Source organism: Rhizobium sp. 0TCS1.26, from assembly GCF_050455525.1.
Lineage (GTDB): Bacteria > Pseudomonadota > Alphaproteobacteria > Rhizobiales > Rhizobiaceae > Neorhizobium.
This window is the reverse complement of record NZ_JBCIYV010000001.1, coordinates 1,176,566-1,198,288: the sequence shown is the minus strand read 5'-3', so window position 1 is coordinate 1,198,288 and position 21,723 is coordinate 1,176,566. Positions and strand designations below refer to the sequence as shown.

The 21,723-nt window shown below is 62.9% G+C and carries 23 protein-coding genes; 18 read left to right on the top strand and 5 right to left on the bottom strand.

What is annotated here, in order from left to right:
* The first annotated feature begins 82 nt into the window (after positions 1-82).
* The 15 genes from AAIH46_RS05910 (at position 83) to AAIH46_RS05840 (ending at position 15,079) form a co-directional block, all read left to right on the top strand.
* Entirely contained in the window at positions 83-1,000 is a 918-nt protein-coding gene (locus AAIH46_RS05910) for a LysR substrate-binding domain-containing protein (RefSeq protein ID WP_430304705.1), read from the top strand.
* Between the two features lie 13 nt (positions 1,001-1,013).
* A complete protein-coding gene (locus tag AAIH46_RS05905; protein WP_430304704.1) occupies positions 1,014-1,706 on the top strand; it encodes a phosphoribosyltransferase in 693 nt (230 codons plus the stop codon).
* An 85-nt stretch (positions 1,707-1,791) separates the two neighbouring features.
* Entirely contained in the window at positions 1,792-2,847 is a 1,056-nt protein-coding gene (locus AAIH46_RS05900) for a dipeptidase (RefSeq protein WP_430304703.1), read from the top strand.
* A 48-nt stretch (positions 2,848-2,895) separates the two neighbouring features.
* Positions 2,896-4,536, top strand: coding sequence for an ABC transporter substrate-binding protein (locus AAIH46_RS05895; protein ID WP_430304702.1), 1,641 nt, complete (start codon positions 2,896-2,898; stop codon positions 4,534-4,536).
* An 18-nt stretch (positions 4,537-4,554) separates the two neighbouring features.
* A complete protein-coding gene (locus AAIH46_RS05890; RefSeq protein WP_430304700.1) occupies positions 4,555-5,622 on the top strand; it encodes an ABC transporter permease in 1,068 nt (355 codons plus the stop codon).
* On the top strand, positions 5,619-6,548 hold the full coding sequence (locus tag AAIH46_RS05885; RefSeq protein WP_430304699.1) for an ABC transporter permease: 930 nt from the start codon (positions 5,619-5,621) through the stop codon (positions 6,546-6,548). Before AAIH46_RS05890 ends, AAIH46_RS05885 begins: the two co-directional genes overlap by 4 nt.
* Positions 6,545-7,378 (top strand): ABC transporter ATP-binding protein, encoded by an 834-nt coding sequence (locus AAIH46_RS05880; protein WP_430304698.1) that lies wholly within the window; start codon positions 6,545-6,547, stop codon positions 7,376-7,378. The genes AAIH46_RS05885 and AAIH46_RS05880 overlap by 4 nt, the downstream gene beginning before the upstream one ends.
* Positions 7,375-8,127, top strand: a complete 753-nt coding sequence (locus tag AAIH46_RS05875) for an ABC transporter ATP-binding protein (RefSeq protein ID WP_430304697.1) — start codon at positions 7,375-7,377, stop codon at positions 8,125-8,127. The genes AAIH46_RS05880 and AAIH46_RS05875 overlap by 4 nt, the downstream gene beginning before the upstream one ends.
* Positions 8,128-8,174: 47 nt before the next feature.
* Positions 8,175-9,107 carry a LysR family transcriptional regulator gene (locus AAIH46_RS05870; RefSeq protein ID WP_430304696.1) on the top strand — a complete coding sequence of 311 codons (933 nt, stop codon included), beginning with the start codon at positions 8,175-8,177 and terminating at the stop codon, positions 9,105-9,107.
* A gap of 132 nt (positions 9,108-9,239) precedes the next feature.
* On the top strand, positions 9,240-10,772 hold the full coding sequence (locus AAIH46_RS05865; protein ID WP_430304695.1) for an ABC transporter substrate-binding protein: 1,533 nt from the start codon (positions 9,240-9,242) through the stop codon (positions 10,770-10,772).
* Between the two features lie 211 nt (positions 10,773-10,983).
* Positions 10,984-11,931 carry an ABC transporter permease gene (locus AAIH46_RS05860; protein WP_430304694.1) on the top strand — a complete coding sequence of 316 codons (948 nt, stop codon included), beginning with the start codon at positions 10,984-10,986 and terminating at the stop codon, positions 11,929-11,931.
* Positions 11,928-12,752, top strand: a complete 825-nt coding sequence (locus AAIH46_RS05855; protein ID WP_430304693.1) for an ABC transporter permease — start codon at positions 11,928-11,930, stop codon at positions 12,750-12,752. The genes AAIH46_RS05860 and AAIH46_RS05855 overlap by 4 nt, the downstream gene beginning before the upstream one ends.
* A gap of 21 nt (positions 12,753-12,773) precedes the next feature.
* The gene (locus AAIH46_RS05850; protein WP_430304692.1) at positions 12,774-14,210 is read left to right on the top strand and encodes an amidase; all 1,437 of its coding nucleotides are present in this window, start codon (positions 12,774-12,776) and stop codon (positions 14,208-14,210) included.
* 100 nt (positions 14,211-14,310) lie between these two features.
* Positions 14,311-14,637, top strand: coding sequence for a DUF883 family protein (locus AAIH46_RS05845; RefSeq protein ID WP_430304690.1), 327 nt, complete (start codon positions 14,311-14,313; stop codon positions 14,635-14,637).
* Between the two features lie 46 nt (positions 14,638-14,683).
* The gene (locus tag AAIH46_RS05840) at positions 14,684-15,079 is read left to right on the top strand and encodes a hypothetical protein (RefSeq protein WP_430304689.1); all 396 of its coding nucleotides are present in this window, start codon (positions 14,684-14,686) and stop codon (positions 15,077-15,079) included.
* A gap of 75 nt (positions 15,080-15,154) precedes the next feature.
* Here the strand turns inward: AAIH46_RS05840 and AAIH46_RS05835 are convergent, their stop codons facing one another.
* Positions 15,155-15,913 (bottom strand): Crp/Fnr family transcriptional regulator, encoded by a 759-nt coding sequence (locus tag AAIH46_RS05835; protein WP_430304688.1) that lies wholly within the window; start codon positions 15,911-15,913, stop codon positions 15,155-15,157.
* A 131-nt stretch (positions 15,914-16,044) separates the two neighbouring features.
* Between AAIH46_RS05835 and AAIH46_RS05830 the strand changes: the two genes are divergently transcribed.
* Complete coding sequence (locus tag AAIH46_RS05830) at positions 16,045-16,398, top strand: hypothetical protein (RefSeq protein ID WP_430304687.1); 354 nt, start codon at positions 16,045-16,047, stop codon at positions 16,396-16,398.
* A gap of 26 nt (positions 16,399-16,424) precedes the next feature.
* Here the strand turns inward: AAIH46_RS05830 and AAIH46_RS05825 are convergent, their stop codons facing one another.
* Positions 16,425-16,991 carry an RNA polymerase sigma factor gene (locus AAIH46_RS05825; RefSeq protein WP_430304686.1) on the bottom strand — a complete coding sequence of 189 codons (567 nt, stop codon included), beginning with the start codon at positions 16,989-16,991 and terminating at the stop codon, positions 16,425-16,427.
* Positions 16,988-17,170 (bottom strand): NepR family anti-sigma factor, encoded by a 183-nt coding sequence (locus AAIH46_RS05820; protein WP_430305014.1) that lies wholly within the window; start codon positions 17,168-17,170, stop codon positions 16,988-16,990. Before AAIH46_RS05820 ends, AAIH46_RS05825 begins: the two co-directional genes overlap by 4 nt.
* Before the next feature lie 170 nt (positions 17,171-17,340).
* Here AAIH46_RS05820 and AAIH46_RS05815 point away from each other — a divergent pair, with 170 nt between their 5' ends.
* Entirely contained in the window at positions 17,341-18,135 is a 795-nt protein-coding gene (locus tag AAIH46_RS05815; protein ID WP_430304685.1) for a response regulator, read from the top strand.
* Positions 18,136-18,437: 302 nt separating this feature from the next.
* Positions 18,438-19,448, top strand: coding sequence for a sensor histidine kinase (locus tag AAIH46_RS05810; protein WP_430304684.1), 1,011 nt, complete (start codon positions 18,438-18,440; stop codon positions 19,446-19,448).
* A gap of 311 nt (positions 19,449-19,759) precedes the next feature.
* Here AAIH46_RS05810 and AAIH46_RS05805 read toward each other — a convergent pair whose 3' ends face one another.
* Positions 19,760-20,683, bottom strand: a complete 924-nt coding sequence (locus AAIH46_RS05805) for an ABC transporter permease (protein WP_430304683.1) — start codon at positions 20,681-20,683, stop codon at positions 19,760-19,762.
* Positions 20,676-21,686, bottom strand: a complete 1,011-nt coding sequence (locus tag AAIH46_RS05800; protein ID WP_430304682.1) for an ABC transporter permease — start codon at positions 21,684-21,686, stop codon at positions 20,676-20,678. The genes AAIH46_RS05805 and AAIH46_RS05800 overlap by 8 nt, the downstream gene beginning before the upstream one ends.
* Positions 21,687-21,723: the final 37 nt, after the last annotated feature.

Below are 21,723 nucleotides of genomic sequence, written 5' to 3'. Positions count from 1 at the left end.
AATCGTGGTCGGACTATCGGCAAAACCCGGAGGTAGGTAAAGCGCAGTTTACTCACGAAGCCATGAGCTATAGGAATGCGGGATGACCAATCTCAGCCGCCGACTCCTGCCATCGACAGCTGCTCTGGCCGCTTTCGAGTCGGTCGCGCGGCTTGGCAGCTTCTCCAGCGCCGCCGACGAGCTCTCGCTGACGCAAGGGGCGATCAGCAGACAGATTTCCGGGCTGGAAGAGCAGCTTGGCATCGTGCTGTTCGACCGCTCGTCGCGCGGCGTAGCACTCACTGAGCCCGGCCGATCCTATGCCAAGGCGATCGGCAGCGCGCTGTCGCAGATCCGCGCCGCCTCGCTGCAGGTCATGACCAAACGTCATGGCGATGCGCTGAACCTTGCCATGCTGCCGACCTTTGGCACGCGCTGGCTCTTGCCGCGCATCCCGCGTTTCGTCGCCCAGCATCCGGATATCACGCTGAACTTCGCCACCCGTATCGGCATCTTCGACTTCGAGCGCGACGGCCTCGACGTGGCGATCCATATCGGCCAGCCCAACTGGCCGGGCGCCGAATGCACCTTCCTGATGGATGAGATGGTGGCGCCCGTCTGCAGCCCCACATTCCAGGCAGACAACCCGGTCCGGTCGGCTGAAGACCTGATGCGGCTGCCGCTGCTGCACATGGCCTCCAGGCCGGGCGGCTGGGCGCATTTCTTCGAGACGCTGGGCGTTCCCGGCGCGCCGTCGCAAGGCATGCGCTTCGAGCAGTTTGCCAGTGTCGGCCAGGCCTGCAGCGCAGGCCTCGGCGTAGCGCTGATGCCGCTCTTCCTCATCGACGCCGAACTGAAGAGCGGGGCGCTGGTGCAGGCACTGCCGCAGCAGGTCCGCAGTCCCAGTTCCTACTATCTCGTGGCGCCGATCACCAAGATGGATTTTCGCCCGGTGGCGCTGTTCCGCGCCTGGCTGATCGACGAGGTCGGCCGCTACAGCAACGAACCCGACTACGCCTGAGGACCGCGCATTCATGCAGCCAAACGAGTTTCGGCCACACGATTTCTGGCAGGAGATCCATCCCGCCGGGAGTTTTTCGACCAGCGGACCCTTCGGGAGCTTCTTCCCGGCGACACTGAGGGACGAAAGACAGTTGCGGTTGCCGATCCGGCCACTGCCCGACGGGCAGCATGCGCTCTGCTCGCTGATCATCAACCAGGCAAGTTTTCCCGTCGTCGATGCGCTGGCGCAGCAGCTTGCCGAGCAGGTCGCGCCACTCGATCCGCAGGTCGTCGTCGGACTGCCGACGCTCGGCCTGACGCTTGCCGCAGCACTGGCCCAGAAGCTCGGCCATCCGCGCTACGTCGCTTGCGGCACATCCCGCAAGTTCTGGTACGACGAGGGGCTTTCCGTGCCGCTGTCGTCGATCACCACGCCGGAGCAGGCAAAGCGCCTGTATCTCGACCCGCGCATGCTGCCGCTGCTCGAGGGACGGCGGGTCGTGCTGGTCGACGACGTCATCTCCAGCGGAACGTCGATCGTCGCCGGCCTGTCGCTGATGCGGGCGGTCAACGTGCAGCCTGTCGCCATCGCTGCGGCAATGCTGCAGTCGGAACGCTGGCATGCGAGCCTCGACGCTTACGGTCCGGATTGGCGCGAACGCGTACACGGCGTGTTCCGCACGCCGCTGCTGACGCGCTCAGGCGAGGCGGGATGGCTGCCTTAAGTTCCACTTTGCGGCTTGCGGTCGGTTTCCCGATCGGCCTAGGATCAGCTTCACCTATCCTGGAATATCAATTCGGAAACTTCTGATGGAATTCGTGTTCGACGGTCACAACGACGTGCTCCTTCGGCTGTGGCGCACCTTGCGCAACGGAGCCGATCCGGTGGAGGAGTTCCTGCACGGGACGCCCGACGGCCATATCGACGGCCCTCGCGCCAAGGCCGGTGGTCTCGCCGGCGGTCTCTGCGCGATCTACATTCCGTCCGGCGACCTGATCCTCAAGGAGCCCGATGACAGCGGCCACTATCACACGCCGCTTGCCGCGCCTCTCGATCACGCGCCGTCGCTCGGCATCGCCCTGGAGAAGTTCGCGCTTGCGCTGCGGCTGGAGCGGGCAGGCGCCTGGCGGATCTGCCGGTCGACGGCAGACATCCGCTCGGCCATGGCGGACGGCATCTTCGCCGCCGTCGTGCATATGGAAGGCTGCGAGGCGATCGGCCCGGATCTTTCCGAACTGGAGGTCTTCCATGCCGCCGGACTCCGGTCTCTCGGGCCGGTGTGGAGCCGCAACAACATCTTCGGGCACGGCGTGCCATTCGCCTATCCGTTGACGCCCGACACCGGGCCAGGGCTGACCGCTGCCGGCTTCGAGCTCGTCAAGGCATGCGACCGGATGGGGATCGCCATCGATCTCGCCCACATCACCGAGCAGGGCTTCTGGGATGTCGCCAAGACCTCCGAAATGCCGCTGATCGCCAGCCACTCGAACGTCCATGCGCTCACCCAGGTGGCGCGCAATCTGACCGATCGCCAGATGGATGCAATCCGCGAGCGTCACGGCATCGTCGGCCTCAACTATGCCGTGACAATGCTGCGGCCCGACGCACGCGACGATGCGGCGACCTCGCTCGACCTGATGGTCCGGCATATCGACTACATGGTGGAGCGCATGGGAATCGATTGCGTGGCGCTTGGATCGGACTTCGACGGGGCCACCGTTCCCGAGAGTATTCGCGATGCGGCCGGCAACCAGAAACTGGTTGCAGCCCTGAAAAGCGCGGGCTACGCTCAAGACGATCTTGCCAAGCTTTGCCGGGAAAACTGGATGAGGGTTCTTGGCCAGGTCTGGCGGGAAACCCGCTGAGAGACCTGCTCGCGACTTGCTCAACATAAAAAAATGGGAACATACGACATGAAGAACGCGATTGATCGCACGCTTAGAATTCTGACGACCAGCGCCGCGCTGTCGCTCGTCATGCTGTCGGCTCCGCAGGCGTTCGCCGCCACGCCGGCAGACACGCTCGTCGAGGGCTTCGCCATCGACGACATCATCTCGCTCGATCCGGGCGAAGCGTTCGAACTTTCGGCGGCCGAAGTCACCGGCAACAGCTACAGCAAGCTCGTCACGATCGACATCAGCGACACGTCGAAGGTCATCGGTGACCTTGCCGACAGCTGGACGACCTCGGAAGACGGCCTGACCTATACGTTCAAGCTGAAGTCCGGCCTCAAGTTCGCTTCCGGCAACCCGCTGACGGCAGCCGACGTCGCCTATTCCTTCGAGCGCGCCGTCAAGCTCGACAAGTCGCCGGCCTTCCTGCTCACGCAGTTCGGCCTGAAGGGCGACAACGTGACGGAAAAGGCAAAGGCAACCGACGACGCGACCTTCGTGCTGACCGTCGACAAGCCCTATGCACCGAGCTTCGTGCTGAACGTGCTGACCTCGACCGTCGCATCGGTCGTCGACAAGAAGCTGATCGAAGAGAAGGCCAAGGCCGTCACGCCGACCGCCGACTACAAATACGAGACCGATTTCGGCAACGAATTCCTGAAGACCGGTTATGCCGGTTCCGGCCCTTACAGAGTGCTCGGCTGGAAGGCCAATGAAGCCGTCATCATGGAGGTCAACCCGAACTACTACGGCGAGAAGCCGAAGCTGAAGCGGGTCGTCTACCGTCACATGAAGGAAAGCTCCGGCCAGCGTTTGGCACTGGAGAACGGCGATATCGACATCGCCCGCAACCTCGAGCCGGGTGACGTGGAAGCCGTGTCCAAGAAGGACGGCCTCAGCACGACGTCGGCGCCGAAGGGCACGCTCTATTACTTCAGCCTCAACCAGAAGAACAAGAATCTGGCCAAGCCCGAAGTTGTTGAAGCCTTCAAGTATCTCGTCGACTACGACGCGATTGGCGAGACGCTGATCAAGGGCATCGGCGAAATCCACCAGACCTTCCTGCCGAAGGGCCAGCTCGGCGCGCTCGACGAGAAGCCTTACAAGCTCGACGTCGCCAAGGCGAAGGAACTGCTGGCCAAGGCAGGCCTGGCAGAAGGCTTCACCGTAACCATGGATGTGCGCAACACGCAGCCTGTGACCGGCATTGCCGAAAGCGTGCAACAGACGCTGGCGCAGGCCGGCATCAAGCTCGAGATCATCCCGGGCGACGGCAAGCAGACGCTGACCAAGTTCCGCGCCCGCACGCACGACATCTATATCGGCCAGTGGGGTTCGGACTATTTCGACCCGAACTCGAATGCCGAGACCTTCACCATCAACTACGACAACTCCGACGAAGGCAAGAATAAGACGCTTGCCTGGCGCAACGCCTGGGACGTTCCGGAACTGACGAAGCAGACGCAGTCGGCGCTGCTCGAGAAGGATAGCGCCAAGCGCGCGGCAATCTACGAGGACCTGCAGAAGAAGGCGCTCACCACCAGCCCGTTCGTGGTGATCTTCCAGCAGACCGAAGTTGCCGGCTATTCCGCGAAGCTGAAGGGCTTCAAGCTCGGACCGAGCTTCGACACCAACTTCGTCTACAATATCTCCAAGGATTGAACCGGTTAGGTTCCCGCTTTGAGCATCGTTGAGACACAAATGCGCGCGGGGCGCGGCAGACGCCGCGCCCACGCCCGCGGCCGGGCACTCCTCGGCTTCATCATCACCGTCATCACCACCTTCCTGGGGCTGATGGCGGTGACCTTTTTCATCGGCCGGGTCATTCCCATCGATCCGGCACTGGCGATCGTCGGCGACCGGGCGCCGGCGCATGTCGTGGAGCGCGTCCGCGAACAGCTGGGCCTCAATCTGCCGCTATGGCAGCAGTTCTTCCTCTACATGAAGCAGGCGCTGTCGGGTGATTTCGGCATCTCGGTGCTGACCACCAATCCGGTGATGACCGACATCAAGCGCGTCTTTCCGGCGACCATCGAACTTGCGACGCTCGGCACGCTCATCGGCTCGGTGCTCGGCATTCCGCTGGGCGTCCTGGCGGCCGTCAAGCGCGGCAGCATCGCGGACCAGATCGTCCGGATCATCGGGCTGATCGGCTATTCGGTACCGATCTTCTGGCTGGGCCTTCTGGCGCTGCTGGTGTTTTACGCCCGGCTGAACTGGGTGGCCTATCCCGGCCGCATGGATCTGGTGTTCGAATTCACCTTCACTCCGCAGACCGGCTTCTATCTGATCGATGCCCTGTGGCAGCGGCAATGGGACGTGCTGTGGGACCTGTTCCGCCACATCATCCTGCCGGCCGGCCTGCTCGGCTATTTCTCGCTTGCCTATATCAGCCGGATGACGCGGTCCTTCATGCTGAACGAACTCAGCCAGGAATACATCGTCGCGGCGCGCGCCAAGGGGCTTTCGGAGACCCGCATCATCTGGTTTCACGCCCTGCGCAATGCCGCGGTGCCGCTGGTGACGGTGATTGCTCTTTCGTATGCCGGTCTGCTCGAAGGCTCCGTGCTCACCGAGACGATCTTCGCCTGGCCTGGACTTGGCCTCTACATCACCAATTCGCTGCAGAACGCAGACATGAACGCCGTGCTCGGCGGCACGATCGTCATCGGTGCCGTGTTCATCGGCATCAACCTGTTCTCCGACCTGCTTTACCGGACGCTCGATCCAAGGACACGCAGCCGATGAGCGCCGCGACCGACCTCAAACCCTACAGCCGCGATTGGCTGCTCTCCGACCGGCCAACATCGCGCCGGCAGGCTAAGCTCGGACGCGCCTATGTCATCTGGCAGCGCTTTTCGGAAAACCGGCTGGCGCTTGTCGGGCTCGGCATCATCCTGGCGCTGCTGTTCATCGCGGCCTTCGCCGATATTCTGGCGCCGTACAATCCGGTGCAGGGCGATCTGCGCAATGCTCGCCTGCTGCCGCCCGGCACCGCCGGCTACTGGCTCGGCACCGACGACCAGGGTCGCGACATCCTCTCGCGCCTGCTGCACGGCTCGCGGCTGACGCTGTTCGTGGTGGTGCTGGTGGCGATCATCGCCGCGCCGATCGGGCTGATCGTCGGCACCGTGTCCGGCTATGCGGGCGGATGGGTCGATGCCATCCTGATGCGCATCACCGACATCTTCCTGGCGTTCCCGAAGCTGGTCCTGGCACTGGCGCTGGTTGCGGCACTCGGTCCCGGCATCGAGAACGCAGTGCTGGCGATCGCCGTCACCTCCTGGCCGCCCTATGCGCGCATCGCCCGGGCCGAGACGCTGACCTTCCGCAACTCAGAATTCATTTCGGCAGTCCAGTTGATGGGCGCGTCGCCGTTCCGCATCGTGTTGCGCCACGTCATGCCGCTCTGCACCTCGTCGCTGATCGTGCGCGTCACGCTCGACATGGCCGGCATCATCCTGACCGCTGCCGGGCTCGGCTTCCTCGGTCTCGGTGCCCAGCCGCCGCTGCCCGAATGGGGCGCGATGATCGCGTCGGGTCGCCGCTTCATTCTCGATCAGTGGTGGGTCGCGGCCATGCCGGGCTTTGCCATCCTCATCGTCAGCCTCGGCTTCAACCTGTTGGGCGATGGTCTGCGCGATGCGCTTGATCCGAAGGAGGCCGGCCAATGAGCACGCTTCTGACAGTCGACAACCTGCGGGTATCCTTCCCGACGCGCACCGGCGTTATTGATGCGGTGCGCGGCGTATCGTTCACGCTCGGCAAGGAGCGGCTGGGCATCGTCGGCGAAAGCGGCTCCGGCAAGTCGCAGACCGGCCGGGCGATCATGGGGCTCACCCCAGGCCACGCGAAGATCACCGCCGACAGGCTGAACTTCGACGGCATCGACCTCCTGTCGGCTTCGGCCCGCCAGCGACGCGATCTGCGTGGCAAGCGGGTGGCGATGATCCTGCAGGACCCGAAATACTCGCTCAACCCGGTCATGCCGATCGGCAAGCAGATCATCGAGACGCTGCGCACCCACGAGCGCGTCTCGGCCAAGGAGGGCAGGGCGCGGGCGCTGGCGATGCTGGAGGCGGTGCAGATCCGCGATCCGGACCGGGTCTTCGATCTCTATCCGCACGAAGTCTCCGGCGGCATGGGCCAGCGGGTGATGATCGCCATGATGCTGATCTGCGGCCCGGAACTGCTGATCGCCGACGAGCCGACCTCGGCGCTCGACGTGACGGTGCAGCTCGACGTGCTCGGCATTCTCGACAAGCTCGTGGCAGAACGCGGCATGGGGCTGATCTTCATCAGCCACGACCTGCGGCTGGTCTCCTCGTTCTGCGACCGGGTACTGGTGATGTATGCCGGCCGGGTGGTGGAGGAACTATCCTCGGCCAATCTTTCCGAAGCAAGGCATCCTTATACGCAGGGATTGCTGAACTGCCTGCCGACGATCGGTTCCGACCGGCATCCTCTGCCGGTCCTGGAGCGTAAGCCGGAGTGGGCGGCATGACGGCGAGTGCAGTTTCCATCCGTGACATGGTCGTCGCCTTCGACGAGTTCGTGGCGATCGACGGCGTCAGTCTCGACGTGGCCGAGGGGGAATCGTTCGGCATCGTCGGCGAATCCGGCTCCGGCAAGTCGACGCTTCTGCGGGCGGTGGCCGGCCTCAACGCCTTCGAATCCGGAACGCTGTCGGTCTCCGGCCACAACTATACCGGCCGCAAGCGCGACAAGAGCTTCTATCGCACCGTGCAGATGGTGTTCCAAGATCCCTACGGCTCGCTGCATCCGCGCCAGACGGTCGACCGGCTGCTGCTGGAGCCGCTCGAGATCCACGGCTTCACGGATGTGGATACGCGCATCGCCCGGGCACTGGACGAGGTCGGCTTGGGCGCCGGCTTCCGGTTCCGCTACTCGCACCAGCTCTCGGGCGGTCAGCGGCAGCGCATCGCGATTGCCCGGGCTCTGATCCTCGAGCCGAAAATCCTGCTGCTCGACGAGCCGACCTCGGCTCTCGACGCCTCGATCCAGGCGGAAATCCTCAACCTGCTCGAACAGGCGCGCAGGGATCGCGGCCTGACCTTCATCATGGTCAGCCACGATCTCGGCGTCATCAGCCACATGTGCGAGCGACTTGCGGTGATGCGCAAGGGCAAGGTCGTCGAGACGGTGTCGGTCGAGGCGCTGGAGCAGCGGGAATTCTCCGCCGATTATACGCGCCAGTTGCTGGTCGCCAGCGAAGGCTTCCGCCGGACCTGAGCGAGGTCCGGCGTCGGGAACATGTCATTGCGGCGGGCGGACCCTCCATGCAGCTTCGTGCCCTCATGTATTTCGACGAGCTGGTGCGCACCAGTTCCATGCGCGCGGCCGCCGAGAACCTCAACGTCGCACCGACTGCCGTCAGCCGGCAGATCGAGAACCTCGAGCACTATTTCGGAACGACGCTGGTCGAGCGCTCCAATCGCGGCATCCGGCTGACCGCAGCCGGGGAGCTTCTGGCGGCGCGGGCAGGGCGGACGCTGCGCGAGCTGGAACATGTCCACCAGCTGATCGACGACCTGCAGGGGCTGCAGCGCGGCAAGGTCACCATCTATGCCAACGGCGCGACGGTCGCCAATCTGCTGGCGCCGGTGCTGGCACAGTTCAGCCTGCGCTACCCGAAGCTGCGGTTCGAGGTGGCGATCACCAGCGCCCGCCAAGCAATCGAGGCGCTCGCCAGTGCCGAGGCGGATCTGGTGGTGACCCTGTTTGCGCAGAAGATGGCCGGCGTGAAGGTGCGGCTGCGCTCGGAGATCACCTACGAGCTGATCACCTGGGGCAACCATCCGGCCGCCGGCCGCCCGGAGATCACGCTGAAGGAGATTGCTACCCTGCCGCTGGCCCTGCCGGACAAGACTTTTGGCGCTCGCCAGGCGTTCGAGGAGCAGTTCGCCAAACTTGGCATCGAGCTTGATCCGGTCTTCGTCACCGGCTCTCTGGAAATGCTGAAGGAACTGGTGCTGCGCGAGGCGGCGGTGACGCTGCTGCCGGCGCTGACCGTGCAGCGCGAGGTCGATCTCGGCTTGCTGGCCGCCATCCCGATTTCGGCCGGCAAGGGCGTGCGCACGGCCATCGACCTCTGCGTAGCGCCGGACCGCCAGCTGTCCTATGCCGCCGGCAAGCTCGTCGATTTCATCGAGGCATTCATGCACGGTGCGGAGCATGCGAAGACCGGTTCGAGATCGAAGAAACCGGTGTAGCGATTACCGCTACACGCAGCACACAAAAATGCTAATTGTGTGTGCGCATGCGAAGTGCCACTCTCTTCGCATAAATGTCCGCCGGCCGGTCATCGACGTTCGGCAGGACGAGAAACAAGGGGATTTCGACGCATGGCCAGCAGGTTCCGCTCCAACTCGACGGCCTTGACACGCCGCGCCCTTTTCAGCCTCTCGATCACCGCCGGGCTGCTGCTATCCACCGGCGTCGCGGTGCAGGCGGCACCGAAGACCGGGTTGACGCTGGGCATGGCGGTTGAGCCGGCAGGCCTGGACCCGACGATTGCCGCTCCAGTGGCGATCGGTCAGGTCACCTGGCAGAATATCTTCGAGGGGCTGACCGCGATCGATCGCCAGGGCAAGGTGCAGCCGCAGCTTGCCGAGAGCTGGACCATCGCGCCGGACGGTCTGACCTATACGTTCAAGCTGCGCTCGGGCGTCAAATTCCACGACGGCGAGGTCTTCGATGCCTCCGTCGCCAAGTTTTCCATCGACAGGGCGCGGGGCGCGGATTCCGTCAATCCGCAGAAGCGCTACTTCGCCTCGATCGATACCGTCGAGGCGCCCGACGCTGCCACGCTGGTGCTGAAGCTGAAGCAGCCGGCCGGAAGCCTGCTCTACTGGCTCGGCTGGCCGTCCTCGGTGATGGTGGCGCCGAAGTCGGCAGACAACAACAAGACGACGCCGGTCGGGACCGGTCCCTTCAAGTTTGCCGGCTGGGCCAAGGGCTCCAAGGTCGATCTCGCAAAGAACGGCGACTACTGGAATGCGGCGGCCGCCGCGAAGCTGGAGAAGGCAACGTTCCGCTTCATCGCCGATCCGCAGGCGCAGGCGGCCGCCCTGAAGGCCGGCGATGTGGACGCGTTTCCGGAATTCGGGGCGCCGGAACTCATCGAAAGCTTCAAGGACGATCCCCGGCTGGCGACGGTGATCGGCAATACCGAGTTGAAGGTGGTTGCCGGCATGAACAATGCCAGGAAGCCGTTCGACGACAAGCGGGTCCGGCAGGCGCTGATGATGGCTATCGACCGCCCGTCTGTAGTGGAAGGCGCATGGTCGGGCTTCGGCACGCCGATCGGCAGCCACTATACGCCCAATGACCGCGGCTATATCGACCTGACCGGCACTCAACCGTATGACGTGGACAAGGCCAAGGCACTGCTGACGGAGGCGGGATATCCCGATGGCTTCTCGTTCACGATGAAGGCGCCGCAGATGGCTTATGCGCAGCGCTCGTCGCAGATGCTGCAGGCGATGCTTGCGGAGATCGGTGTGACCATGACCATCGAGACCACAGAGTTTCCGGCGAAATGGGTGGCCGACGTGTTCAAGGGCGGCAATTTCGACATGACCATCGTCGCCCATGCCGAGCCGATGGACATCGATATCTACGCTCGTGATCCGTACTACTTCGGCTACAAGAACCCGGCCTTCAACGAGATCCTGAAGAAGGTGGAGGCGACGGCCGACGCTTCCGAGCAGGAGACACTTTACGGCGAGGCGCAGAAGATCCTTGCCGACGACGTGCCGGCGCTGTTCCTGTTCGTCATGCCGAAGCTCGGCGTGTGGGACAAGAAGGTGCAGGGTCTGTGGGAGAACGAGCCGATCCCGTCGAATGTGCTCTCCGAGGTTCATTGGGTGGAGTGATCATGACCTCCGCCGAACCGCGCGCCGGTGAAGTCCCACTCTTTCCTGCCGGCCATTTCCTCGCCAGGGGGATGGAAGATGTACGGCACCCGCGCACCTTGATCGAAGCTCGGCGGTTCGGTCCGGTTCAGCCATCCCGATTGTGGAAAGGGCGGGGAGAGGTTCTCAAGCGGTCAGCGCTGTCGAGCCAGTTTTTAGGGGCGCGGCTGCGATGATCTCACTGCTTGCCCGCCGGCTCGCGGGTCTCATCGTCACGCTGATAGTCGTGTCACTGCTGATCTTTACGGTCATGGACCTGCTGCCGGGCGATCCGGCCTCCGTCATTCTGGGCACGTCGGCAAGCCCGGATACGCTGGCGGCCCTGCAGAAGGAGATGGGGCTCGACCGGCCGCTCGCCGTTCGCTACCTCGCCTGGCTTTTTGGCGTCCTGCAGGGCGATCTCGGGCAGTCCTACACCTACGGCGTCCCGGTCGCCGGACTGATTGCCGAACGGCTGGTGGTAACGATCCCGCTCGCGCTGATCGCCGTTCTTCTGTCGGTGGCCATCGCCGTGCCGCTCGGCGTGCAGGCGGCGCGCCACCAGAACGGCCTGATGGATGCGGTGGCCGGGCTGTTCTCGCATCTCAGTATCGCGGTGCCGGCATTCTGGGTCGGGCTGCTGCTGATCATCCTGTTCTCGACGATCCTCGGCTGGATGCCGGCGGGCGGATTTCCCGGTTGGAGCGCCGATCCGTTTGCCGCTCTGAAGGCGCTTGTGCTTCCGGCCGTGGCACTGGCCCTGCCGCAGGCGGGGGTACTCACCCGCGTCACGCGCTCGGCCGTGCTGGAGGTGATGAACGAGGATTTTGTTCGCACCGCTCGCTCGAAGGGCCTGTCGGAGGGGCTTGCTCTCTGGCGCCATGCCGTGCCGAACGCCCTGATCCCGGTCGTCACCATGCTCGGGCTGCAGTTCACCTTCCTGATCGCGGGGGCGGTGCTGGTCGAGAACGTCTTCAACCTTCCCGGCGTCGGCAGGCTCGCCTTCCAGGCGCTGGCCCAGCGCGACGTCGTCGTCATGCAGGACGTGGTGCTGTTCTTCGCGGCGCTGGTGATCGTCATGAACTTCATCGTCGATGTCGCCTATCTGGTGATCGACCCGAGACTGCGGGCAGGCGCATGAGAAGGCTTTCGGTTCTGCGCCGCCCGACCTTCGTCATCGGGCTTGTCGTGACGCTGTTGCTGGTGGCCGTTGCACTCCTGTCGCTGGTCTGGACGCCGATGTCGCCGACGAAGATGCAGATCGTCCACAAGCTGAAGCCGCCTCTGGCGCAGGGACTGCTGGGCACCGACCAGTTCGGCCGCGACGTGGCGTCGATGCTGATGGTCGGCGCCTGGAACTCGCTCTCCACCTCGGTGCTCGCGGTCGCGCTTGGTGCTACGCTCGGCACCGCGCTCGGCGTTTCCGTCGCCGCGCTACGGGGCTTTTTCGAAACCGTCGTCATGCGCGGCTGCGACATCGTGTTTGCCGTGCCGCCGATCCTCTCGGCCATGCTGCTCGGCGCCTTCATCGGCTCCGGGCGGTTCACGGCAATCATCGCCATTGCCGTGTTCATGGTACCGGTTTTCGCCCGCCTGACGCTGGGTGCCGCGCGACAGATCTGGGCTCGCGACTACGTGACGGCCGCTATCGGCATGGGCCGCAACCGGACGAAGATCACGCTGACGCATATCCTGCCAAACATCTCCAACCAGATCATCGTGCAGGTGACGATCCAGCTTGGCCTCGCCATCCTCACCGAGGCCGGCCTCAGCTTCCTCGGGCTTGGCATGCCGCCGCCGACGCCCACCTGGGGGCGAATGCTGGCCGATGCCCAGACCTACCTCGGTCAGGCCCCCTGGCTCGCCCTTCTTCCCGGCCTTGCCATCGCGCTTGCGGTGCTCGGCCTTAACATGCTGGGCGACGGCCTGCGCGACCTGCTCGATCCCCGTGACCAAAGCTGACCTCGAGACGAAGACATCGCCATGAACGAACTGCTGACGTTGACCATCCGGCAGGTCCGGGACCTGTTTGCTGAGAAAAAGCTGTCTCCCGTCGAGTACTGGCAGGCGGTGGAGGAGCGCGTGGCAGCCTTCGAGCCGCACGTGCAGGCGCTCTATCTGTACGATCCGGAAAGCGCACGGGCGCAGGCGGCGGCCTCGAGCCATCGCTGGATGCACGGCGAAACGCTCGGCGTACTCGACGGGATCCCGGTGACGCTGAAGGAGCTGATCGCCACCAAAGGCCAGCCGGTGCCGCTCGGGACGAGGGCGGTCGAACTCGTTCCCGCCGCAGAAGATGCGCCGATCGCCGCACGCTGCCGTGAAGACGGGGCGGTGATTTTTGCCAAGACCACCTGTCCGGACTACGGCATGCTGTCGTCCGGTCTTTCAAGCTTCCACAAGCTGAGCCGCAATCCGTGGGACCTCAGCCAGAACCCCGGCGGATCGAGCGCCGGTGCCTCGGCGGCGGCGGCTGCCGGCTTCGGCCCTCTGCATATCGGCACGGATATCGGCGGATCAATACGGCTGCCGGCGGGTTGGACCGGGATTTTCGGCTTCAAGCCGAGCCATGGCCGCATCCCGGTCGATCCCTATTACGTCGGCCGCTGCGCCGGCCCGATGACGCGTACCGTCGAGGATGCAGCTCTGTCGATGGCAACGCTGTCGCGCCCCGACTGGCGCGACGGGACATCGCTGCCGCCCAATGACTTCGACTGGCTGGACCTCGACATCGACGTGCGCGGCTTGAAGATCGGCCTGATGATGGACGCCGGCGTCGGCCTTGCCGTGGAGGCAGAGGTCGCTGATGCGGTGCTTGCCGCCGCCCGCCTGTTCGAGCAGGCGGGCGCCGAGGTGATCCCCGTTGGACCGGTCATGACGCGTGGCATGCTGGACGGCCTCGACAATTTCTGGCGGTCGCGGTTCTGGGGAGACATCGAGGCGATGAGCGATGAACGCCGCCAGATGATTCTCCCCTACATCTACGAATGGGCGAAAGGCGGCGCGGACGTCTCGGGAGCCGATGCGGTGCGCGGCTTCAACCAGACAATCGAGATGCGCAAGAGCTGCGGCAGGCTGTTTTCCGGGCTCGACGCGGTCATCTCGCCGACCAATCCGATCGTTTCCTACCCGGCGGAGTGGGCATCGCCGACCAATGATCCCGCACTGCCCTTCGAGCACATTGGCTTCACCGTCCCGTGGAACATGTCCGAACAGCCGGCGGCCTCGATCGATTGCGGATTTTCGCGATCCGGCATGCCGATCGGGCTGCAGATCGTCGGCCCGCGCTATGCGGACCAGTTCGTGCTGCGCCTATCGAAAGCGTTTGAAACATGGAGCGGCGGGGTGGCGGCATGGCCGGAGCCACCGTCGTCTACGGTCGGTGCGGCAGATGGAACAAAATCGGCCGATCGTCGTTGACGGGGCGAAACGGCCGACTGCGGACTTCTTCCGCGCGGGCGAGAGATGATGGGAGCAACTGTTCCGGTCGTCTAAGCTTCAGTTCCTTGAGGAGAACGATATGTCCATGAATTCGCCGAACGACTTTTCGCGTGCTGGCTCGCAGGCAGACATCGAGAAGCAGTTGCACCAGCTGCGCGAAGATATTGCCGGCCTGGCCCGCGCAGTCGCCGCGGCCGGCAATTCGAAGGCGGATGATCTCAAGGTCAAGGCACGCCGGGCTTCCAACGAAGCGATGGGCGCCTCTGCGCAGATGATGGATGCCGCGCGCGCCCAGGCAATGTCGATGGAAAAGGACTTGGAACGCCAGATCCGCACCAAGCCGCTGCAGTCGGTGGCGATCGCCGCCGGCCTCGGCTTCCTCTTCGCGCTGCTGTCGCGTCGCTGATATGGGCGGATTAGCGCCTCTTCTGGCGTCGCTTCTGGCGGTGGACATGCGTGCCACCGTCGGACGCCTGCGACGTACAGCCGTCTTTTATGCGATTGCCGGGCTGTTCATCCTGACGGCTTATGGTGCAGGTGTTGCCGCGCTGGCGATCTACCTGTCGACGATGATGCATCCGGCGGCAGCGTTCGGTCTGATCGCCCTTGTGTCACTGATCATCGCGCTGATCGTCGTCGGGATCCTCGCTCTCAAGAACAAGGCGGAGGAACGCCATCGGCGCGAAGCTGCCGCGGGCAATCGCACGCTGATGGTGACGGCGGCTCTTTCGGCGCTTCCGATCATGATGAAGTCGCGCCCGCTGATGGCTGCCGCCGTCACTGGCGGCGTCGGTCTCGTAGTGCTCCGTATGCTGGGCGGTTCTGCCCGCAACACGCCGGGCGAATAGGCCGGTTCCGCTCTCATAGAGTATGTGTTGCGTGCCTGCGAGAGATTGACGTCCACCGCTACAAACTGCGCTCGGTCAGATGAACGGGCGCAGTTTTTCGTTAGCCGGTCGCCAGCCTGCAATATCCATCAGCTTTTCCCGCTCCAGAACCTCGCAGCCGCGATCCAGCCACCGAATGGTGCCGAGATCGGCAAGTTTGCGGAGCGTCTTGTTGGTATGCACCAGCGATAGGCCCAGCGTATCGGCGACGTGCTGCTGGGTCAGCGGCAGGATCTTCGGGCCATCCTCGCCGAACACGCCAACCACGTGCGCACGGTTGTCGAGGAACGACAGCAGATAGGCCGCCCGCTCGATTGCCGTGCGCCGGCCGATGCTCAGCAGGTGCTCGTCGAGCATGGATTCCTCGCGCGACGCGATCCAGGTGAGGTCATAGGCCAGCGACGGATGATTGCGGAACAGCGATGTCAGCCGGTCGCGCTCGAAAATGCACAGCGTCATGCGCGTCAGCGCTTCGACCGAATGCAGCATCTCCGTCATCAGGGTTCCCTGCAGACCGATCAGGTCTCCCGGCAGGATATAGTTGAGGATCTGCCGGCGGCCGTCCTCGAGGATCTTGTAGCGGAAGCCCCAGCCGGCCATCGCCGTGTAAAGCTGCGGGTGCATCTCGCCCTCGACGATGATCGTCGCACCGGGATCGGTCGCCAGTTCGCCGATCTTGAAGGACGAAACGAAGGCCAGTTCTTCGGCGGTGAAATCGCGAAAGCTCTCGCGCCGACGCAAGGGACAGAGTTCGCAGGGAATTCGTGAGGGGCTTAGCGGCTTGGTCTGTGCCATCTACGACTCGGAAATACGGGATGTTGATCGACCTTAGATGAACAATCCCGATTCCGATGTGTCTTTTTTAAATGACCGGCATCGAATTAGTTGGTCTACGCCACTTGTCCTCGTGACAAGGGAATAACCGTGTGCACGTCCTTATCATCGACGTTGAATTTCTTGTAGCCCTCGAATCGGAACAGGTTCTGGGCGATTCATTGGGATGTTCGACTGAAATCGTCGTTCCGCGCGATGCTGCAGCGTCGATCGAGACGTCGCATGCCGACGTCATCCTCATCGATACGGAACTGCTGTCGGATCCGGTTGTGGCGCTGCTTCAACGGCGCCGCCGGAGCGGAACCGGACTGGTATTCTCGTCCGTCGACAAGCGCGAGCGGCTCGGACTTGCGGATTTTCCCGGCGTAGCCGTGATTGCCAAACCATTCGACGACGAAAAGCTGGTGGAAGCCGTGCTCGCCGCCTCGCAGGGTGAGATGGCTTGAACGGCTTCCACCGGCTCTAACGTCTTTTAGCTGCCGAAAGCGCGCGATGTGATCGCTGCATCCCCCGGATCAGGACCGTAGTCGCCTTCACCCGCGACGCCCAGAAGTTCCTGGAGACGGGTGCGGGCGCGGCTGACACGGCTCTTGATGGTGCCCACGGCGCAGCCGCAGATCGATGCGGCTTCCTCGTAGGCAAAGCCTGCGGCGCCGACCAGGATGATCGCTTCGCGCTGGTCGTCCGGAAGCGTGTCGAGCGCCTTGCGGAAATCCTGCAGATCGAGGCGGCCATACTGTTCCGGATGCACGGAAAAGCGTTCGCTGAACAGGCCATCGCTGTCCTGAACTTCGCGACCGCGCTTACGCATCTGGCTGTAGAATTCGTTGCGCAGGATCGTAAACAGCCAGGCACGCATGTTTGTGCCAGGCGTAAAGCTGGTCTGGTTGGCCCAGGCCTTCATGATGGTGTCCTGCACCAGGTCGTCGGCCTTGTCGTGCCGGCCGGTCAAAGAAACTGCAAAGGCGCGCAAATTCGGCAGGGATGCCAAAAGGTCGCGCTTAAAAGCGCGGTCGACGTCCTCGTCCTTGTTTGTCATTTCGCAGTCACCGACTTGGCGTTCTTTTCGGCCTCGTCGAGACGCTCGAGAAGCTCCAAAAACCGATCCGGGATGCCCTCTTCCTGGACAGCGTCGTAGAACTCCCGCAGCTTGCGCGAAATCGAGGCGTTCGGCTGCGGAGCGCCTGCCCGGATGCTATTCGATTGTGCTGTCGTCATCTTTTCTTGTTTTCTGGTTTCGTCGTCACTCATCACGCAGGCAGCCTATTGCGGTATCGTCGGATGGGAATGGATGGAATTAAAAATAGTTCCCCACAGACGGAACTATTTTGTCTAGATGTCCGTTGATACCACGTAAATTGCCCATTGGGCATCAGGGGAGATTCTGTATGTCACTCACCACACGCGTTGCGTCCCACCTTCCTTATCTGCGCCGTTACGCTCGTGCCGTAACCGGCTCGCAGACGTCGGGAGACGCATATGTCGCTGCGGTCCTGGAAGCGTTGATCGCCGATGTTTCCATTTTTCCGGAGACGTCCAAGGACCGCGTTTCGCTTTACAAACTCTTCGTCAAGATCTTTGGTTCCACCGCCATCGAGATCCGCCCGATCGAATCTCCCTTCGCCTGGGAGCAGCGCGCGGTTGCCAATCTTGCCAATCTTCCCTCCCAGTCCCGGCATGCTTTTCTGCTGATCTCGGTCGAAGGCTTCACGCTTGAAGAGACGGCCGAAATCCTCGAAGTCGACATGGAAGAAGTCACCCGCCTCCTGGATGAGGCATCGCGCGAAATCTCGCGTCAGGTTGCGACCGACATCATGATCATCGAGGACGAGCCGCTGATCGCGCTCGACATCGAGCAGATGGTTCAGGACCTGGGTCACCGCGTCACCGGCATCGCCCGCACCCACAAGGAAGCCGTTGCTCTGTTCCAGAGCTCGCATCCGAAGATGGTACTGGCCGATATCCAGCTTGCCGATGGCAGCTCGGGCATTGATGCCGTCAACGAGATCCTCAAGGCCACCACCGTGCCGGTCATCTTCATCACCGCATTCCCGGAGCGCCTGCTGACCGGCGAACGTCCGGAGCCGGCCTTCCTGGTCACCAAGCCGTTCAACCCGGACATGGTGAAGGCTCTGATCAGCCAGGCACTCTTCTTCAACGAGGCGGTCAAGGCAGCCGCCTGAACCCAGCCTCGTACTCCATCCTGCGGAACCTTCTCAGCAACCGGACGTTTTTGGCTGCGGAAGGCTCTGCGGGATGTCTCTCAAAGAGCTTTTGTCGCATCAGGCGGCTCGACAATCGTCGAGGCGGAGCTGAATTTCGTGGGCTGACAGGGGCTTTCCGATAGCTGTCGCCTTGCCACAATTTCACCTTTCGTCGGGTTGTTCTGACGTGGTGAAACTCATATAACCGGCGTGTTGTCCGATCAGGTTGCGCCTCCTGCAACTTCGAACGCACGGGCCAAAAAAGAGGCGGAGTGGAATTCTTGTCGCATCAGCTGACATGGAAACAGGCTGGTGAGAGTGACGACAAGTTGCGTGAATTCTTCATGCCGGCACTTGTCGACCTCGGTGCCAGCGTCATCATCCAGGATCTCCAGCGCGACTACCTGTTTGTTACCAACCTTCCGCCCGTCTGGTCGGCCGGTCTTGGTAACGCTCCGAGCGACCTCAGCCTGTTTGGCGAGGACATCGCTGAAAAGCTGCGGTTGCTGAAGGACGGCATCGCCGAGACCGGCGAAAAGAGCCATCTCGAAGTCACCGTGAACGCTGACCTCGTCTATGAATTCCGCGTCCAGGCCATCAACCTCACGGGCGGCGGCCGGCATCTTGTCACCACAATCGTCGACCGCTCCGAGGAGCGCCACCGTGAGCGCCTGCTGCGGGCGCTGCTGCGCGAAGTCAGTCACCGGTCGAAGAACCTGCTGGCGATCATCCAGAGCATTGCGCTGCAGACGGCGCGGTATTCGGTAACGCTCGACATGTTCCTCAACAAGTTCCGCGGCCGGCTGTATTCGCTGTCGCAGTCCCAGGACCTGATCACCGATTCAAGCTGGCGTGGCGCTTATTTCTACGAGCTCGTTCAACAACAGACCGAGAAATACCTTCCAGAGAATGCTCATCTGGTGAGAGTGAGCGGCGACAATGTCCTGCTGACGCCGAATGCATCGCTGCACTTGGGGCTGGCGCTTCATGAGCTGATCGTCAATGCCGTGTCGCACGGATCACTGGTCAAGAACGGTCGGGCGATCATGGTCAACTGCCACCGGGTGCAGGCCAATGGTCAGGATTCCCTCGAGATCCGCTGGGAAGAGGGCCTGGTATCGCCGGCGAGAGGGCTGACTGGCCATGAGGACGAGACGCTGAAGGCGCATTTCGGCAGTACCGTCCTCGAACGCGTTGTCCCAGCCTCGGTCAATGGCAAGGCGCGCTACCAGATCTCGCACGACCGGATCACCTACAGCCTGGTGTTCCCGATGGACCACGCTTCCGAATAGCACCTAAGACAGACATGCATTCGCGTCGCCTTTGCTAAAGAGCATTGGCGAGCGCCTGAGACGTAGTGTCCTGAGTAAAACGAAAAACGGTCTCGGTTTCCAGGGAAACCGAGACCGTTGGCCTCTTCGAGGGGGATGAAGAGTCATCTGGAAGCTTGAAGGGCGGGGGACGGGGGCGCTTCCAGATGTGTTAATAACGAGCGTCAGGATGCTTGGTTCCCGAAGGTCCAAGAATTTTTCGAAAAAAGTGGATTTGCCAGTTTTACGCGGCTGGGCGTCCCGCTTCGATCGAAGCGGAACGCCATGGCCGATCAGCGCGAAAGCGTGCGCGGGTCGAGTGCATCTCGCACCGCATCGCCGACATAATTGACGCTGAGCACCGTCAACGAGATGGCAAGCCCCGGCCAGATCACGCGCGATGGGGTGATCTGCAGGAAGTTCGCCCCATCGAACAGCAGCCGACCCCAGGTGGGAAAATCGGACGGGAAACCCAGTCCAAGGAAGCTCAGTGCCGACTCTGTGATGATGGCGGAGGCGATGCCGAGCGTCGCAGACACCATGATCGATGACAGGACGTTCGGCAGGATGTGCCTCAGGACAATCCGGTACTCGCGCATGCCACTGCTTTTTGCCGCGACGATGTACTCCTGGCTCTTCACAGACAGCACGTCGCCACGGACGATGCGCGCGGTGTGCATCCAGCTGGTGATGCCGATGACGAAGACGATCAGGATGAAGATACCCGTCTCGGGACCAAAAGCCGCCCGCAGCGTATCGCGAAACAGCATGATGATGACCAGCAGCAGCGGCAGCAGCGGCAGGGCTAGAAACAGGTCCGTCAGACGCATCAGCGGCCCGTCGAGCCTGCGGAAGTAGCCGGACACGACGCCGACCAGAGTGCCGAGCAGCAGCGACAGGAGCATGGCCGTCATGCCGACGGCGAGCGAAATCTGCCCGCCGGCCATCACCTGCGCCAGCATGTCGTGGCCGAGATTGTCGGTGCCGAACGGGTGCAGCAGCGACGGTCCCTGGTTCTTGGCGCGGATGTCGATCTTGTTAGGGTCGACCGTGTGGACCAGCGGGCCCAGATAGACGACGACCAGGATGGCGACGAAGACGATCAGCCCCGCGACGCCGCCCTTGTGAGCGGAAAACTTGCGGCGGAAGACCTTCATCGGCGTGTCGGTGTCGGCCTTGGCGAGGACCGGCGTGGTCACGATGGTCGCGTCAGTCATAGCGGATCCTCGGATCAAGGATGCCGTACAGAACGTCGGCGATCAGGTTGAACAGCACGATCAGCACCGCGAAGATGAAGGTCAGCGTCTGGACGAGCGGGATATCGGCGCCCTGCACGGCGGTGATCAGCAACTGGCCGAGCCCGTTCACGCGAAAGATCTGCTCGGTGATGATGGCGCCGGAGAAGATCGTTGGCACGCCGAGCGCGATGACGGTGACGACCGGGATCAGGCTGTTGCGCAGCACATGCACCAGCAGCACAGCCTTTTCCTTGACGCCCTTGGCGCGGGCGGTTCGCACATAGTCCTGCGTCAGATTGTCGAGCATCGAGGCCCGCACGAAGCGGGTGATCTGCGAGGCGTTGTAAAGCGACAGAACCGTCACCGGCAGAACCATCTGCTTTACCTGGGCGACGAAGCTCGACCAGTCGTTCACCTGCAGGTTCGTGTCGTAGATCGACGGAAACCACTGCAGGTAGGAGGAGAAGATGACGATCAGCAGCACACCCGTGAAGAAGGTCGGCACCGAATAGCCGACCATGGTGACGAAGGTGCCGACCTGGTCGAAGACCGAATACTGTCGGTAGGCGGAGATGACGCCGACGGGAATGGCGATCAGGATGCCGAACACATAGGCCATTCCGACGACCCATAGCGTCTGCGGCAGGCGCTGGACAATCAGATCGACGACCGGGCTGCGGGTCGCCCAGGACAGCACCCGCATGCGCTCACCCGAGCCGATGGTCAGGCCGGTCAAGCGCTCGAAGATGTTGAGGGGCTCGTTGATGAAGAACTGCTGCAGCCATTTCAGGTAGCGGATCAGGAAGGGCTGATCCAGCCCCATCGCGGCACGGATCTGCTCGCGGACTTCCGGCGGAATGGTGAGCGGCAGGTCGCCTAGCGGATCGTTCGGCGCAAGATCCAGCAGTGCGAAGATGACGAAACTTATGACAAGCAGCGTCGGTACGGCGAACATCAATCGCCGGATCGTAAAGGTGAACATCAGTCGGTCTCCAGACGGTCTCGGAGAAGCAATTACC

What these genes read in the sequence shown, in the direction of transcription:
- AAIH46_RS05835 (WP_430304688.1), bottom strand. Translation starts at nt 15,913, where the DNA reads ATGGCACAGACCAAGCCGCTAAGCCCCTCACGAATTCCCTGCGAACTC.
- AAIH46_RS05870 (WP_430304696.1), top strand. Translation starts at nt 8,175, where the DNA reads ATGCAGCTTCGTGCCCTCATGTATTTCGACGAGCTGGTGCGCACCAGT.
- AAIH46_RS05855 (WP_430304693.1), top strand. Translation starts at nt 11,928, where the DNA reads ATGAGAAGGCTTTCGGTTCTGCGCCGCCCGACCTTCGTCATCGGGCTT.
- AAIH46_RS05875 (WP_430304697.1), top strand. Translation starts at nt 7,375, where the DNA reads ATGACGGCGAGTGCAGTTTCCATCCGTGACATGGTCGTCGCCTTCGAC.
- AAIH46_RS05895 (WP_430304702.1), top strand. Translation starts at nt 2,896, where the DNA reads ATGAAGAACGCGATTGATCGCACGCTTAGAATTCTGACGACCAGCGCC.
- AAIH46_RS05820 (WP_430305014.1), bottom strand. Translation starts at nt 17,170, where the DNA reads ATGACGACAGCACAATCGAATAGCATCCGGGCAGGCGCTCCGCAGCCG.
- AAIH46_RS05905 (WP_430304704.1), top strand. Translation starts at nt 1,014, where the DNA reads ATGCAGCCAAACGAGTTTCGGCCACACGATTTCTGGCAGGAGATCCAT.
- AAIH46_RS05900 (WP_430304703.1), top strand. Translation starts at nt 1,792, where the DNA reads ATGGAATTCGTGTTCGACGGTCACAACGACGTGCTCCTTCGGCTGTGG.
- AAIH46_RS05865 (WP_430304695.1), top strand. Translation starts at nt 9,240, where the DNA reads ATGGCCAGCAGGTTCCGCTCCAACTCGACGGCCTTGACACGCCGCGCC.
- AAIH46_RS05815 (WP_430304685.1), top strand. Translation starts at nt 17,341, where the DNA reads ATGTCACTCACCACACGCGTTGCGTCCCACCTTCCTTATCTGCGCCGT.
- AAIH46_RS05840 (WP_430304689.1), top strand. Translation starts at nt 14,684, where the DNA reads ATGCGTGCCACCGTCGGACGCCTGCGACGTACAGCCGTCTTTTATGCG.
- AAIH46_RS05805 (WP_430304683.1), bottom strand. Translation starts at nt 20,683, where the DNA reads ATGACTGACGCGACCATCGTGACCACGCCGGTCCTCGCCAAGGCCGAC.
- AAIH46_RS05910 (WP_430304705.1), top strand. Translation starts at nt 83, where the DNA reads ATGACCAATCTCAGCCGCCGACTCCTGCCATCGACAGCTGCTCTGGCC.
- AAIH46_RS05885 (WP_430304699.1), top strand. Translation starts at nt 5,619, where the DNA reads ATGAGCGCCGCGACCGACCTCAAACCCTACAGCCGCGATTGGCTGCTC.
- AAIH46_RS05845 (WP_430304690.1), top strand. Translation starts at nt 14,311, where the DNA reads ATGTCCATGAATTCGCCGAACGACTTTTCGCGTGCTGGCTCGCAGGCA.
- AAIH46_RS05850 (WP_430304692.1), top strand. Translation starts at nt 12,774, where the DNA reads ATGAACGAACTGCTGACGTTGACCATCCGGCAGGTCCGGGACCTGTTT.
- AAIH46_RS05825 (WP_430304686.1), bottom strand. Translation starts at nt 16,991, where the DNA reads ATGACAAACAAGGACGAGGACGTCGACCGCGCTTTTAAGCGCGACCTT.
- AAIH46_RS05860 (WP_430304694.1), top strand. Translation starts at nt 10,984, where the DNA reads ATGATCTCACTGCTTGCCCGCCGGCTCGCGGGTCTCATCGTCACGCTG.
- AAIH46_RS05880 (WP_430304698.1), top strand. Translation starts at nt 6,545, where the DNA reads ATGAGCACGCTTCTGACAGTCGACAACCTGCGGGTATCCTTCCCGACG.
- AAIH46_RS05800 (WP_430304682.1), bottom strand. Translation starts at nt 21,686, where the DNA reads ATGTTCACCTTTACGATCCGGCGATTGATGTTCGCCGTACCGACGCTG.